Consider the following 14,775-nt stretch of genomic DNA (forward strand, 5'->3'; position numbering starts at 1 on the left):
CTGAGAAAGCGGGGAACGGCGGCTCCGCTTTTTCGGTATCAAGAGGCTAGACCCAGCGAGAGCTCGCTAGATTGGAAAGTGAAATTAATTTCAAATAATTCGACAGGTTGCTTGAGGCAGAATTTCATTTAATCTGCTCGCACTTAATGCCGTTCAAATAAAAATAAGGCGGTTCGTGATGATGGCTAAAGTTATGCGTAGTTATGCACTTGCAGCGATAGCTGCGACTGGACTTGTTGCCTTTGATGTAAGCAAGGCGTTCGCTGTCCAGCCAACTGTTACACTTCCTACTGGTTTGAACTTAGGAGCGACAAGCTTTTATGACGGCTTTGGGGGGCAGCCGGGAGACAGTGCCTGGCAGACGTATATTTCATATGCTCACAATAAAGGCATGAAAGATGGTGATGGGAAAGATATCCCTATTTTTAATGATCCAAAAATGGATGTCTATTCCGTTATCAGTCAGTACAGTTATCTGTTTAAAACAGATCAAAAGATCTTGGGTGGTCACCCTGGCGTTGATGTGATCGTGCCGATGGCCTCGCTGGATGCGAGCTTTCAAAATGCGCCACCATTTCCAGGGGTAAAACTCAAGGACAATGGATTTGGGTTGGGCGATCCAACGGTGTCGCTGTTCGTTCAGTATGACCCGATTACAATAAATGGGAATCCGTTCTTTGTTTCGCGACTGAATGCCGGCGTGACAATGCCAGTTGGAAAGTACGACAACGATAAAGATTTCAATATTGGCAACAATTTCTGGTCCATTCACACATACTGGGCGATGACATTCCTACTCAGCCCCAAGTGGTCGATTAGCCTCCGGCCTCAGTATTACTACAACTTCAAAAACAATGACCCAGCGAGCAGTCTCCCTCTCGACGAGGGTGTTGACGATACGCAAGCCGGGCAGAGTGCATCGATTAACTATAATTTTGGTTATAAAGTTAACGATTATCTCACTGTGGGCGTCAGCGGCTATTACCTGAAGCAAATTACAGACGACCAGATCAACGGGCATAGTATCTCGGATTCCAAAGAAAAAACGCTCGGTTTTGGTCCTGGTCTAGTCGTTGACTTTGATAAAGATAAGTTTTTTGTGACGGCCTATCGCGAGTCAAACGTGGAAAATAGATTTAAGGTAGAAAACTCTGTAACCCTTCGCTGGTTGCATATGTTCTAGCTTGGATAAGCGGATCGCCAACAAGTGAATGCGCAAGCATAAACAAGGTAATCGGATGCCAGAGCATTCGATTACTTTTGACGTTTACGGAGCCGAAAGCTCAGCTTCATGAGCTTCGGCATGTCTAGGCTTCAAGCTGCTATACTATTCCTGATGATTATGAAATCGAAACCTGCAGTGTTCGGCTCTCGGTTGATCGGGGATTACATGGAAAACTTGAGATCTGTCTTCGCTTACTTTCAACCCTCGTGCAGGGCAGATCAGGTTTTAAGCCAAGCTATTGTTGCACCGGTAATTCTGGAACTTGCCATTTCCAAGGTTGGTGAGAAAGAAGTTGCATGGGGGCTAGAGTTGTCTCAGCGCTCACTGGCTGTGGCTAAATCAAAGTTTTCATACCTTGATAGCTTCCCTGAGACGGAGGTTCTTAAGAGCCTTGAGCTTCTGATATTGCAACTGCTCGTCAGAATGTCGGGCCAGGATGCTGATGTCGGATTGTCTGAATCTATGCGCGCGATGGCATATAAGGCAGTGCGCATGGATGTATATTTTGAAAGCATCGTTCAAGGCATAAGAGAGATGCAGGGGCTCTGGACTAAGGAAATTTTAGATTCCTTAGACTTATCAATTGAGCGCCAGAATATCTCGCAGCTGGTTGTGATGCTGGCACTAGTATTTGATGATGCAGTTAAAGATTTGAATCGCCCCTGGTTTTCTAGACACTCTCCAAGCTCAGGAAATAGCGTTTCTCATACTCTACTGGAGACAGCTGCATAGCACTGCTGTGTCGGCGTTTAGGGTTATAGAACATCTCGATGTAATCGAAAATATCACTTCGGGCTTCTTCACGGGTTGTGTAGATCTTTCGTCGGATTCGCTCTCGCTTCAAAAGCTGGAAAAAGCTCTCGGCTACGGCATTGTCGTGGCAGTTTCCCCGCCGGCTCATGCTGCTGATTACATTGTTGGCCTTCAAAAAGCTTTTCCAATCCGAGCTACTGAACTGACTGCCTTGATCTGAGTGAATCATAACTTGCTGCTGAGGCTTGCGTCGCCAAACAGCCATCAACATCGCGTCGATAGCCAGGTCGCTGCACATCCTTGGCTTCATTGACCAACCAATTACTTGGCGTGAGAACAGATCCAGCACTACCGCGAGGTAGAGCCACCCTTCATAGGTGCGGATGTAAGTGATATCTGTCACCCAGACCTTGTTCGGCTCACTTACCTTGAACTGCCGCGCGAGGTGGTTGGGCGAGGCCACTGTTGGTTTTCCACCATAGAACCCTGGACGCCGCCGATAGCCCGTTTGAGAACGCAGTCCCTCCGCCTGCATCAAGCGCCTGACTCGATTTCGGCCGCATTCCTCTCCCAGCTCACGCAGGTCATCGTGAATTTTGCGGTAGCCGTATACACCTCCGCTTTCCAGCCAAGCGTGTTTGATCAAGCCAAGCAGACGTTGATCTTCTTTTGCTCGGGCAGATTGAGGCTCGGCCAGCCAGGCGTAATAGCCGCTGGGGTGCACCTTGAGGGTTTGGCAAAGGCGCCGCACCGGGTAATCAGTCGAGTGCTTCTTGATGAAGGCGTACTTCAGCCGCACTCCTTGGCAAAGTACGCGGCGGCCTTTTTTAAGATGTCTCGCTCTTCCGTCACGCGCTTGAGTTCAGCGCGTAGCTTGCGCAGTTCGGCCTGCTGATCGTCGTCTTGCTGACGCTGCTCTTGGGGCTTGCTGTAGACCTTGATCCAGGCGTAAAGACTGTGCACGGACATGCCCAGGCGCTGGGCGACATCGGCGACAGGTTTGCCTTTCTCGGTCACTTGCTTGACCGCTTCGATCTTGAATTCTTCGGGGTAACGCTGACGACTCATGGCACCTCCTATTTGGGCCTCATTATGAGGCTTGGAGGTGTCTACGAAACCAGGGGCGATTCAATTTTTTTGAAGGTTGCCTGGCCGAAAAAGAGTTATTGCTGGAAGAGTCTCTTGTTTCGAAGCGAAGACTAGTGGAAGAACTTATAGAAGGCGGATCGTCTATCGGATCGGAAGTGGTCGAGGCTTTTAAGAGTAACCTAGGGGTAGATCCTGATAAATTTTACACTGCCATCATAATCTCTTCCGCTCGTGCTGCTTCTAAAGCTACCAAATATACCCAGCGGGCCATCAGTGAGCTAATTTCAAATTCTAGCTTGGTTCACTTGCCTCAGGCAGATGGAGCATGGCTTTGGATTGCAACCGGCACTCCGCCATTGAAAAATCAAATTTCCAATCTGACTACTTCTTTAAAGTCCGCGGAGGTCGGAACTTACTGCTTAGGGGAGACAGTCAGAGGCATTGAGGGCTTCAGGCGATCTCACGTACAAGCTCGTGCGTTGTTGGAGGTAGGAAAGCAGTTCTCAGTTGGTAGGGTATTACAATGGCCTACCCACGCTGCTACGGCAATTTTCATCAGGAATAAAGAGCTTACAGACTGGTTTGTACAATCTACGTTGGGAGAGTTGGCAAGCACTGATAAAAAAGTCGAGAGCTATAGAGAAACTCTCAAGAGTTATCTGCTTTCAGGAAATAGCTTACTGCATGCTGCGGAAAGTTTAGGCATTCATCGAAATACGGTTGTGTATCGACTGCAAGCTGTTGAAGATATCCTGGGCAAACCGATAAAGGAATTTGATTTTTCATTGAGCTGCGCACTGGCATTGCTTGAGCTGAAATCGCGCGACTAAACCTTTCTGGCATCTCCTGTACCTTAGTACGAATTTTTCGAAAAAATTTGTACTCGGTGTCTAATGACACGTAGGTCTGAGAGGCATAGCATCTAATAGGAGTCAGTTAAAATATCAAAACAATAACAAGATGAGGTCTTGAACATGCCTAGAAAGTGGATCGCTAAGCGCATCAATAGCCTTGATCCTACCACCGACTTTGATGAGATCTGGAAGCTGTCATCCGCCTATCGGCCCAACGATTTCATCATGAACTTGATTTACACCGTCACGTTCCCTCACTTCTTTGTGCGTGAACTCGATGCCCTGCCATTGTTTGATGAAGGCTCAGGGAAGATTCTAAGCCGTCGAGACGCGAGGGCTGACGATACGTCTCGGAAAATGCAGGTTTGGTGGAACTATGGATCATCACATGAATTAACTTTGAAAAACGTCGAGTCCATTAATAAGCTTCATGAGCATTACGCTAAAAAATTCTCAGAAAGTTTTAGCCGCAATGGCACTTATATTTATACCTTGTGTTATGAAGCTGCTGGCATGCATAGGCTTCTTCGTCGAGTAGGTTTAACTGGTTTTTCCGATAAAGAGAAGTTGGCTGCGGTTCACTACTGGACAAACATGTCTAAAGTATTTCGTAACGCAGGCACAGGCGAAGAGTTAGTCGGGTTCCCTGATTCGTTTGATGGCATCATGGAATTCATGGACAAATGGGAGGCCGAAGAGGTCCCACCTCACAAAATAGGGCCACCTGCTGCTGAAGCCATCATGAGTCAGTTTGCCGATCGCTACTTCCCGAAGATTCTGCACCCTTTGGTCTACAAGTGGATCGCGTCCCTTTATCCAGAGCACGTGCTGAAAGCCTTTTCGATAAAGCGGCCGTCAGCTGTAGGAACTGCCGTGCTAAGGAAGCTGACCGCTTGGTTCTTTTGGTTCGGTGAAAATGTCTTGCCGGACCCTCTAGACACCTTCGAGGAGCGCCGACTGAAGACCCGAAATTCTCAAACTAAGGGTTGCCCATTTTCAGCCCTGAAGGCTCGCCAGATGCAAGGCGGTTGTCCGCATCTGCGTTCCACAGACTCGGCAGGATCCGAGAGCCCGGAAGATGTTAATAGTCGGCACATCAATGATGCCGTCAAATAACAATCCAAGCACTGCTAACCTGTATGAGTAAAGAAGAGAAGCCTGCGACCGGAGTAAGTGAGATTCCGGTCGCAGCTGAGATATCGGGAAAACAATCTCACGTATTCAAGCTGCGAAACGCTGATTTACCATGCGCTGAGCCTCGGCAGTATAGAATCAACAAAAAGGCTAGGATTCGCACCAGGAGCAAATTGCTTTGTGCGGCCCGGTCTGTATTCGGGTGTAAGGGCATAGAGTCCACCGCAATTAACGATATTACTGAAGAGGCTGGTGTTTCGTTTGGTTCTTTCTATAACTATTTTTCTAGTAAGAAAGAGATTGCGCGGGCGGTGTTCATTGATGAAACATTGTTGATGTTACAAACGCTGGACTCGATTCCTCCAATGGAAGGGGGCATCGCTGAAATTCTTGATGTTAAAATTCGTCTAATCCTTCACAAAGGAGTTGCCGATCCAGTGTGGGGATGGTTTTTTATTCACTCGGCCTACAGTATTAGTGAAATGATGAACGTGGTGGGAAATCATTTGGCTCGAGACATAAGGATCGGTAAGGAGGCCAAGATCTTCCTTGTTGATGATGTTGATTCTACCGTCGATGGTATTATGGGTGGCATCCTATACTTGCTACGGAAAATTCTTGAGGGTGCTCGTTCATCAAGCGCCGTTCAAAGCTTGGTTCAGCACATTTTGGCGGGTCTTGGGGTATCTCGCGGGCCTGTGTGTTAGTATACCCGCACCTTATTCTCCGGTAGGGGTTCGCTGTTCGTAAAGTAGATTTTTCGAGCTGCCAGTGAGTTTTTAGGTGTCATAACGCCCGGCTAAGGGGTCTCGGCGAGTGGTACCTTCTTCAGGACATGGATGTCTTTTTTCAGATAAGTAAAATGAGGTGGTTTAGACGCTCCTTCAGTTGACGCTAATGCCGTTCTTAAACTCAAACCTGACAAAACATAATCGTTGCTGCCGCGCCGAAATGATAAAAGCTGCCGCACCGCCGGTACTGAGTTCCAGCATTGCCACTATCTCAGCGACCAGGCTTCTCGCACGCGTTCACTCAAACGGTCCTCGCTTAGAGGACTTGGCGTAGAGGCAGGGCATCATACGCGCGGTCCTACTCTCGGTATGTCACAGAAAACTGTACGCGCGCCATGAACCCCACATTCAAAGCCGCTTGTTGATGTCCGATGCTGTGCTCCAATTTCTCAGGAGCCCATTCACCATGATGCGACCCGACGCCAAAGTCGAAAAGGTTTACCTCTATCCCAAGCCCGTCGACTTCCGAAAATCCATCGACGGGCTGGCCGTTCTAGTGGAACTTGATATCAAGGTGGCCGTGTTCGACCCGGTACTTTTCGTGTTCCTCAACAAACCACGCAATCGCGTGAAGATCCTTTATTGGGGTGTGTCACGAATGCTGGCGTCAGCCAGCGATGCTGTATCAAAGATGGGAGTAGGTCTCCCGGAGTCTGCTTGCAGGAGCCGGCTTCAAACCACCCGGTGCTGCTGCGTTCAAAAGGCGCGGTGGTGAGCGACCGTTGGAAACGGCGCCAATGATGGCGTCAGGTACGTATTGAGAAGATGAGCGAAAGCAAACCGTCCGAAGACGCATCGTTAAATATTCAAGTGCTGTCAAAACCGAGGTCGCCCAGTAGCCTCGGGATCAGTCTGGAAGATACCTGTCTACTGTCCAGATGGCAGCCGGTGTATAGGTGGCATGAGCTCAATACAGGCTTTGATATGAAACGTGAGAACCTGGCCTTTGATGCTAAGGGAAATGACAAGCGGCTACTACCGCGAGGAAGAATACCAATGCAAAGGTCCAGGGGGGAGCCATTCGTAGTAGTGATGAACCTCTTGTAATGAGAGCGGAGCGAAGGGATGGCGTTGCCCGGCTGACTCATGCCGTCAACTCGCTATGGCGAGGAGGAGCGGCATGAGCACAGCAAAGTCGTACGATATTTCCAAGTTGACAGTTTGGGAAGCTTACCAGAGTGTGAAAGCCAATCGAGGAGCCGCTGGGATAGACGAACAATCTATTGCCCAGTTTGAGCAGAAGCTGCAACGGAACCTCTACAAGCTGTGGAACCGGATGTCATCGGGTTCTTATTTACCGCCGCCGGTTCGGCAAGTGGAGATTCCGAAGCAATCAGGAGGCAAACGCAAGCTGGGTATTCCAACAGTGGCTGATCGTGTAGCTCAGACCGTCGTCAAGCTGCTTCTATCAAACAATAGGTAACCCACTGTTCTTCAAAAAGAAAAAACAGGTGCGCGGGGTCAATGGCGGCGAAGTGTCCACTCTTCTATACGTGGTCACAGCAAGCTGTGCCGACAGGGACTAACGCCGATGCCATTTGGGCCACTCTCTCATTCGGGAGCAAAGCTGCACACCAGTGCGGTCTACGGCCTCTTTCCCGCGCATTGGGAACCATAGCAAAGCATTCGGCGGCTGACCTACCCGGATCAGTCGCCGAATGCTTTTCTAGATCTCGATGTCAGTGCAGATCTAAAGTCATGCGCATCCTGTTTGCTGCGCGATAGCGCAGCCCGGAAGGGCTGGGTGATCTCTTACCTGGATGTGCAGGTAAGACTTTCCCGCGCAGTCTCTACGCGCCTTCCGGGACAGCCGTGCACGAGGAAGCATTCGACTCCCGCCCTAATGAACCGATGACTGAGGCGTTGACTTGTGGTGTGAGTAGGGCACGGCTCATAGCTGCCGGAGGACCGCTTTCCGATGCTTCAAGTCGTTAGCAACTGCCCAGAACTGAAGGGGGAAATTACCGCCAAAGCGCCGTGGTAGAAGGCTGCGCCAGTTTTAATTCTCTAGCACGTGGCGGCCAAGGTGAATTTTTACAGTCTGCGACAGTTTTACGCTTTAATTCTCGAAATTCATCCGCGATGGCTCACCCGTAGCGAGAGCTCCTCCAGAGCTGCTCTGATGGCGACCTGGTTCAGATGCAACAGCTCAAGCGTGTCAGCTGTGGTTGAGGCTTGGTCATCCATGCGCATGCTCCAGGTACGAGAATTCTTAGGGCAAATTTAGGGGCGCTTCAGGCCCGGGTAGGCGATTTGCGAAGACGAGCATAGCTGTTTTTGCTGACCTATCGAAGTCTCCGGTGCATGTCGGGCGGGTTCAAACCCCTGGCCGTCGCCAGTCAGTCTCCCTGAGCCAGGCGAACGTGTGGCAGTTTCGCGTGGTTGGCCAAGCAGCGATGGGCTTCGGTGACAACGGAGTGCAGTTTATGCTTGATCAGTTCGGCCAGGCGATCAGCTAACTCCTGAGGTAGACTCTTCACTGTCCCGGCTTCTGCACTCAGGCATGAGATGTTTTCTCGGGAAATGCCTAAGGCGTCGATGGCCCCAAGAATATAGCCTTCAAGAAACTCGCGGTTTTCAAACAAAGCGTCGCTCTCAGGGGCGTGCTGGTAATCCCAATCGACCTTGAAGCTTTTCCTGTCTTGGACTACTTCGATTTTTGGTAGCGCTGGGGACTTGGTGAGCGGGGGCATACAGGGCTCCTTGTGTTGAGGCAAAAATGGGGAACACCGGGCGCCTAACCATGCCATCCAGCGCCCGGATGAATGCATATGCATCAACGTGCATAACTGTTGAATGCCTTGTACTCCAAGGGTTGCAGCCGATTTCCGCCTAATACCCCAGCACAATCGGGGTATTTGCTGGTAGGCCGCACGGCCTTCGGCCGGGAGGGCAGACGCCTTAGAACGATCTTACGAACTCTTTCTCGATGGGGTGCCAGAGTGCGCCGCCGACATTTGCTCTTCTGACAGCGTTGCAGAGAGCCTCCGCGAGGCGCGGGTCGTTCCCGTGGGTAGCGCTTCCATTGTGGGTGATGATGACTCGAGTGCCGAAGCCGACCAAGCTATCAACAGCGTCTTGAACATATTGCGGGAGGTCCTCACTAAGGACATCTACCCACACCGTATCGCCGGGGTAAATTCTCGTGAGGGCTTCGATGGCATTGGCGAGGAGCTTTCCGTTGTCCTGGCTGCCGGGCAGGGAGGGGCATTTAATCGAGTGCACGAAGACCTGATCGTCGGCCTCGACAGTTCCCGAGAGTGAGCAGTCAAAGCCTGCTGCGATGGCTGCGTTAATTGCTGCTGTATCGCGAGAGTCGTAACCCATGTGTCCTTCTCCTTGATTTGGAGGATATCCGTCTAGTTCGGCCAGTTCGGGGAAAGCTTTAGGGGGGCTCCAAGTGCAAAGTGAGAGGGTGCAGGCGGTATACAAAGTCGTGAGGCAACCCGGAGGCCATCCTGATCTTTACCGCCTTCCTGCCACAGTTCGGTCGGCGGCTGCAGCGGGGACGCTGAGGGATCCGGTCACTCAAACAGGTGAAAATCGTCTCGGTTTTTCGGGTCAGGTGTGGCGCCGCGGCAGTTATCGGCTCGCACTGGTGGGTGATTGGGGAAGAACACCAGACCTTTGCCTCGAGAGTATGGGCGAGAGCCTGCATCGTGACGCGGCGCAGCTCGGCCCCTTTCTCGATACGTCTGATTGCGTTTGGCGAGACACCCGAGCGGAATGCCAAAGCTTCTACGCTCCAACCAAGCAGGGAACGCGCTGGTTCGCAGTGGGCGCTCTTGAAGGGCAAGGGTGGTTATTTAAAAGCAGCTCCAAGTAATCCCAAGGAGTATCAGAGCTCGGCCTTTGTGGGAATTCAAAGATGTCGGCGGTCATCGTGTTTACCTTGGGCGCTGTATCTATATACAGTATATGGTAGCCGATGTCTGCGCAAGGGCTGGGTTGTGATAGAGAGAAGATGGTACAAAAATGGTACTAGACCTGAATGGCTGCTCTGGAGGCAGCATTGTTAAAGACCCTCAGGAAGAACATTTCCAATCCATCATTGCGGTCAGAACCGGCCCGACGGAATGTTGCTGGCCATAGAGCAGCGGTTTACCTGATCAGCTCGAGGTATGGGTTGTCTGCCGGGCGCTCGCCGACAATGCCTGCTGCTCCGCGCAGGAGATAGCCCATAAGAGAGCCAGTCTTGCGGGGACCTTCCACCTTGCAGGTCCAAATATTTTGACCATTGGGCTTTTTCTGATGAACGTCCAGCTTCTCAAACTGGCGTTGGATACACCGCCAGGCGTCGCTCTCAGGATCTCTACCGGCCAGTCCGGGATGTTCGGCGGCATAGCGCTGGAAAATGCCAGGTGTCACCAAGAAGTACGTGCCTTCGACTGTGTGGATTTTGGCCTTGCTGTCGTTGACGAGTAAATGGTGGTTTTGGATTCCCTTGTGCAGCCACTCGATAAACGCCTGCCCTGAGGCATCGCTGAGTAGAGCCGTTGAGGCTTTCAGTCCTTGAACTATCGACTCATGCTCGTGCTTGACCGTCTCCTGCAACATGTCCATTAAATCATCGAGATAGGCGAAGTTCTCGTCCGGAGGCAAGCGTGCACGCTGTTCTACGTCCGAGGCCGCTTCTGGGCCAGTCGGGGCTGACTCGCTGGCTTCACTGGTTGGCATGGCATCGTCTGTCACAATCTCAACGGTTCCTTCAAAGCATTGGGGGCGCGCTTCATGGCCCCAGATGAGACTCGGTTGCAGCCGGAGGAAGGTGAAGCGGTGCTGCCACCCTTTGCCGGTGACATTTGCGCTCCATACCGCTTTGCCCTCCGGTGTCGCATCCACCAATCCATACGATTGCAGCTCATCGAACAAGGCGATGTTGGAGGAGGGGATGCCATCCACGGCCTGAGCCAGCAGGTAGGCGCGCAGTTTGTCGGTGGCGGTCTTGCTGACCAGCCATAGATGGTCTTCGGTGAGCCAGCCAGCAGCACCGGGCTGGTTGAGCTTGAACTCGTTCTTGACAAGGTGACGCAAGCCCGTGAGCAGGTGATGCTGTAGTGAGTGTTTAGGTGCCTGCAAGGCTTTGGTGGGGTTGGCACCGATGTTTTGTGCGGTGGAAACCCGGTCAGCTTGCAGCACCAGTTCCCCGAGGGTGCCGGCATGCTCGTAGTGGTTGGCCAGCAGGAAGAGCAGATGGCCCCACAAGGTTGGATAGTGGCTCAGCCAGTCGAGCTGAAGAGGCGTCAAAATATGCGTGTACAGCAGCCCCGTAGCGGCGCCGTGAAGCTTGTAGTCGCGACCGGTCACGTAGCGAAAGCGGTAGGGCTGGTTCAAAGGGCCGTGCCAGGGGTGCCACACCTCGCCACTCTGATACTCCACTTGAAGGTCGACGGCAATCTTGCCAATGTCGTGGAGCAGGGCGCCGTAGGCAATCGCCGCGCTCCAAGCGTCGGCCTGTGCGGCCTGGTCTTCCGGTGCGGCGCCGCTGGGAAGCAGGTACGACTGGCGCAGCTTTAGGCTGCAGGCCACCAGTTCCAGTCCATGGTCCAGCATGCCGCCCGGATAGGCATGATGGTGGCTTTCGCTGGCGGGGAGTTGCTGTACATAGCTGGCGTAACGGCGGATCGGCTCGAGGTAGAGTTGATCGAACTGCGGCTCGGAGAGCGCCGTGTACTGCCAGATGCGCTCGAGCAGCTTTTTCCGGTGCTCGGCACAGAGCAGGGATTCAGAGGATAGCGGGAGGAGGAAGCCCTTGGGAGCTGGAGCGAGCGTGGGCTCTGCGGCACCCCCTTTTTGATGTTTAAACCACCAGCGCTTCATTGTGTTACCTGCTTTGCATTCAGAAGGTCCTTTTGCCTTTTCGGATAGGCCTCTTACCCTTGTGCCCCCTTCCATTGCCGCCGTTACCCTTTAACCCCCCTTGGGCCTTTTTGCGAACGCGAAAATACGAAGCCTGGCGCATCGGGTTACGTGCTGGATTGGAATGGCCTGTCCTTTTCTCGGGGGGTAGACTGTCTGGCATCATTTTTAGGGCAGGTGGCCTGATGACGTTGAGCGATGCCGTTTTGATCGTGCTACTGGCGGATCGAATTCATGGTACGGATGCTGCCATTCGATCAGCAGCCAAGCGCTGTGCGAAAAAGCTGCCACGCAGTCAGCGTGATATGTTGTTCAAGATTGGCAACAGCCCCGCCCCTCGGGAACTAGTAGGTCACCTTTGCCAGTTCTTGCCGGACTGAGTAGTCACATACATATGTGTAAATTCCGAAGAATGAAAAGTTATCCGAAGGGAGAATTAAAGCTCGGCTAGTAGTTGTGTCTCAGGTACTATCACCTCACATGCCTCAACCTTAGGAAAAATTGCACATGTCCAAACTTGCCGAATTCAAAGCACTGGAAGCGCAACTGGCTGCGCAACTTCAACAGCTGGACGCGATGAAAAATGACTCTGGCTTGAAGCAGGAAATCGAGTTTGAACAAAAGCTCAAAGCCTTGCTGGAAGAGTACGGCATGAACTTGCGTCAGGTGATCACCATTCTGGACCCGTCCAAGGGCGTGAGCGTGACTGCAGTCAGCTCCTCTACTGGCGTTCAGCGCAAGCCGCGTGAAGTCAAGCGCTACAAGAATCCACACAGCGGTGAAGTCGTCGAAACCAAGGGCGGCAACCACAAGATCCTCAAGCAGTGGAAGCAGGAGCACGGTTCGGACACTGTCGAGGGCTGGCTGCAGTAATCGACTGCTCAGACTCAGCAGCGGATGCCCGACAACGGGCAAAATAAAGGCCCCGATCATGGGGCCTTTTTGCTGAAAGTGTCACGCTGTTAGTCGTTCAGTCGTTTCAGTGGCCTGATCGGACTGTAGCGCCAGCAGGTATTCGGACGCCTCACGGGCCTGGCCGCTGGCGCGGAAAATCGCCCGCTTGTCTTCCTTGAGGATTTTCAGCCAGGAGGCCAGGTACTCCTCGTGACGCAGCTCACCCTGGGTGCCGGTCAGCGCGCAGAGAAATGCAGCGCCCATCTCCGCAACCAACTCCTCGAATGCGTACGCTGCGGATCCGAACGCGTGTCCGCCAGTGATGCCTTCGCGGTTCAGACGCGAACGGTGACCCGACCAGTGTGTCAGTTCATGCAGAGCCGTCGCATAGTAGCTGCCGACGTCCTCGAACTGAGCCTTGGTGGCAACTGGATGAGATCACGCACTGGCTGATAAAAGGCGTCATCGCCATAGCGATGCTCGATTCGGGCTCCACTGGCGACCAGCAGTTGCTCGGCGGGGGCATGATCGATGAAGGCCGCTTGTCCGTCGTTTTCGTCGCCACTTGGCTCTTCGTCAGGCAAGTCCTCGGTCTGCTCGATGTTGAACAGGCAATGCGTCCGTAGAAGCGCGAACTGCACCATCTTGATGTTGCCTTGCTCATCACGAACGACCTGACCGTCCTCGTCGTGCGCTTCCTTGCTCATGGGTTTGTACAGCACCGCGAGGGTCGATTGCTCGCCCTTGCGTACATGGCCACCGGCCTTGCGCGCCTGGTTGAAGGTGAGCCAACGATCCTCGCGGAAACCGCGCAGACGGGCCTCGGCCCACAACAGCGGAATGTTGATGCCAGCGTAAGGGCGCCGAGTGATGGCGTTGATGGGAAAAGGCGAGTCAGCATGCAAGCCTGTGGTGGTCCAGGGTTTGATCCAAGGGATCACACCTTGATTCAGGACGCTGACGACCTTGTTGGTGACGTCCAGGTAGATATCGGACATGACGTTCTCCGTTGTGAAGGGGGAACGCCGCCCGACCGGGAAGTGTTCCCGGTTGGGGTGAAAGGGGCAGTGGATGGGCTGGAGGGGTCAGAGAGCGGCGATGTCTACCGTGATCTCATCGGCCAGCCGGATGAATAGGAAAGCCGGGCCGCTGCGTGGTGTGATGCGAGCCAGCTGTAACCGTGGTGGGACGGACGCAGGTGATGTGTTTCCGCGCTGCGGGGAGTGGCACTTCAGCTCGACCGGGCACTGCACAGTACGGGGTGCTGAGGTCAGGACGCTGTCGAGCAGGGCCGTCAAGCGCTGTGCTGATTGCCTGGCGGAGTCGTTGTCTGTGGCGGCTCCAACGAACTGTCGCCATACGCCTGGGCTCAGTACCACGGCGGTGGAGAAGGGGGTGATCCTGGACATTGGAACCTCCGGGCAGCGGATTCCGCGATCCCGCAGCAGGGCGCCAGCGTGGATCTGCTCGCTACGCAGCGAGCAGGGAGCGTGCATGTATTAAAACGCCCTCGGAGGGGAGGTCAATCTCCAATCCGCAACCCACATGGGTGCGTCTGTCCAGAGCGTTCCAAGGAGGAAAATCGACCTCAAATGCCTGACCAACGGCACTCTTCAATCCTCCGCAATGTGGTGCGAAATACATCCAAAAAAGGCCCCGTTGCGAGGGGCTTCTGGACGCGGGTAAAGCCTGCAGCAGCCTTCAAGATTTTCTCTCAGGGTTAACCTCGGCGGCCAAGTACACGTGGGTGGATGTGACTTCAACCACCAGTGATCCCGCTGTCCCGCGAAGACTGGCCAGGACAGGATCATCGATGTCGAAGTACTCGGCGAAATCATCGCCACCAAATTCGTCTCGAGCGCGATTCCACCAGGAATCGAAGTCGTCGACGTCAGGGTTGCAGCCGGTGGCGTAGGCCACGCGTTTGCGGCCGCCCCCATCCGGTTTGTTCTCGCCGACCTCCGACATGAGATAGACACCGTGGTCCTTGACCAAAATGACCCGGCAGCCATTGATACCGGCCTCGGCCAACACGGCATGAAGTTCAGTGCCTGTGAAACGCAGCATGGTGAGATCCTCCAGAGGGTGCGGAGGAATGCCACCCGTGCGGGGAAATTCCCAGCACTGGAATGGATTGAGTAAGGTCGAGTCAGAGACGTAGGCTCGGTGAGCCAGA

The 14,775-nt window shown here is 53.2% G+C and carries 14 protein-coding genes and 2 pseudogenes; 9 read left to right on the forward strand and 7 right to left on the reverse strand.

Annotated features, from left to right (window positions below; all coding sequences use genetic code 11):
• Nucleotides 1–178 precede the first annotated feature (178 nt).
• Nucleotides 179–1,183 carry a SphA family protein gene (locus ACOKS3_RS09830; protein ID WP_051095769.1) on the forward strand — a complete coding sequence of 335 codons (1,005 nt, stop codon included), beginning with the start codon at nt 179–181 and terminating at the stop codon, nt 1,181–1,183.
• Between the two features lie 120 nt (nt 1,184–1,303).
• Nucleotides 1,304–1,957, forward strand: a complete 654-nt coding sequence (locus tag ACOKS3_RS09835; protein ID WP_463581478.1) for a hypothetical protein — start codon at nt 1,304–1,306, stop codon at nt 1,955–1,957.
• On the opposite strand, the gene ACOKS3_RS09840 is transcribed toward ACOKS3_RS09835, so the two are convergent.
• Nucleotides 1,896–3,046, reverse strand: a protein-coding gene (locus ACOKS3_RS09840) for an IS3 family transposase (RefSeq protein WP_087535084.1) whose coding sequence is annotated in 2 segments (ribosomal slippage) — nt 1,896–2,812 and nt 2,812–3,046 — 1,152 coding nt in all. Because the reading frame shifts where the segments join, the coding sequence is not laid out codon by codon here. The genes ACOKS3_RS09835 and ACOKS3_RS09840 overlap by 62 nt on opposite strands.
• Nucleotides 3,047–3,180: 134 nt before the next feature.
• Here ACOKS3_RS09840 and ACOKS3_RS09845 point away from each other — a divergent pair.
• From ACOKS3_RS09845 to ACOKS3_RS09865, 5 genes and pseudogenes are all read left to right on the forward strand, one after another.
• A complete protein-coding gene (locus ACOKS3_RS09845; RefSeq protein ID WP_463581479.1) occupies nt 3,181–3,897 on the forward strand; it encodes a PucR family transcriptional regulator in 717 nt (238 codons plus the stop codon).
• Nucleotides 3,898–4,041: 144 nt separating this feature from the next.
• Entirely contained in the window at nt 4,042–5,037 is a 996-nt protein-coding gene (locus tag ACOKS3_RS09850) for a hypothetical protein (RefSeq protein WP_075045794.1), read from the forward strand.
• A gap of 23 nt (nt 5,038–5,060) precedes the next feature.
• Nucleotides 5,061–5,762 carry a TetR/AcrR family transcriptional regulator gene (locus ACOKS3_RS09855; protein ID WP_075045793.1) on the forward strand — a complete coding sequence of 234 codons (702 nt, stop codon included), beginning with the start codon at nt 5,061–5,063 and terminating at the stop codon, nt 5,760–5,762.
• Nucleotides 5,763–6,252: 490 nt separating this feature from the next.
• On the forward strand, nt 6,253–6,561 hold the full coding sequence (gene tnpB, locus ACOKS3_RS09860; RefSeq protein WP_051095814.1) for an IS66 family insertion sequence element accessory protein TnpB: 309 nt from the start codon (nt 6,253–6,255) through the stop codon (nt 6,559–6,561).
• Between the two features lie 405 nt (nt 6,562–6,966).
• Nucleotides 6,967–7,254 (forward strand): annotated as a pseudogene (locus ACOKS3_RS09865) (group II intron reverse transcriptase/maturase); the annotation flags it as partial.
• 931 nt (nt 7,255–8,185) lie between these two features.
• Here the strand turns inward: ACOKS3_RS09865 and ACOKS3_RS09870 are convergent.
• The 4 genes from ACOKS3_RS09870 to mobH form a co-directional block, all read right to left on the reverse strand.
• Nucleotides 8,186–8,539 (reverse strand): hypothetical protein, encoded by a 354-nt coding sequence (locus ACOKS3_RS09870; protein ID WP_051095765.1) that lies wholly within the window; start codon nt 8,537–8,539, stop codon nt 8,186–8,188.
• 208 nt (nt 8,540–8,747) lie between these two features.
• Nucleotides 8,748–9,173: a hypothetical protein gene (locus ACOKS3_RS09875; protein WP_232891582.1), complete on the reverse strand. Its 426-nt coding sequence runs from the start codon at nt 9,171–9,173 to the stop codon at nt 8,748–8,750.
• 58 nt (nt 9,174–9,231) lie between these two features.
• Entirely contained in the window at nt 9,232–9,642 is a 411-nt protein-coding gene (locus ACOKS3_RS09880) for a helix-turn-helix domain-containing protein (protein WP_311295225.1), read from the reverse strand.
• A gap of 305 nt (nt 9,643–9,947) precedes the next feature.
• Nucleotides 9,948–11,666 (reverse strand): MobH family relaxase, encoded by a 1,719-nt coding sequence (gene mobH / locus ACOKS3_RS09885; protein ID WP_051095763.1) that lies wholly within the window; start codon nt 11,664–11,666, stop codon nt 9,948–9,950.
• 224 nt (nt 11,667–11,890) lie between these two features.
• On the opposite strand from mobH, the gene ACOKS3_RS09890 reads away from it, so the two are divergent.
• Entirely contained in the window at nt 11,891–12,085 is a 195-nt protein-coding gene (locus ACOKS3_RS09890) for a DUF7740 domain-containing protein (RefSeq protein WP_075045791.1), read from the forward strand.
• 127 nt (nt 12,086–12,212) lie between these two features.
• Entirely contained in the window at nt 12,213–12,578 is a 366-nt protein-coding gene (locus ACOKS3_RS09895; RefSeq protein WP_051095762.1) for a histone-like nucleoid-structuring protein, MvaT/MvaU family, read from the forward strand.
• An 81-nt stretch (nt 12,579–12,659) separates the two neighbouring features.
• Here the strand turns inward: ACOKS3_RS09895 and ACOKS3_RS09900 are convergent.
• A pseudogene (locus ACOKS3_RS09900) lies at nt 12,660–13,597 on the reverse strand (ArdC family protein).
• Nucleotides 13,598–14,300: 703 nt separating this feature from the next.
• Nucleotides 14,301–14,666: a DUF3085 domain-containing protein gene (locus ACOKS3_RS09905; protein ID WP_075045789.1), complete on the reverse strand. Its 366-nt coding sequence runs from the start codon at nt 14,664–14,666 to the stop codon at nt 14,301–14,303.
• Nucleotides 14,667–14,775: the final 109 nt, after the last annotated feature.

It is taken from the genome of Pseudomonas sp. HS6-2 (assembly GCF_049325675.2).
Lineage (GTDB): Bacteria > Pseudomonadota > Gammaproteobacteria > Pseudomonadales > Pseudomonadaceae > Aquipseudomonas > Aquipseudomonas putida_N.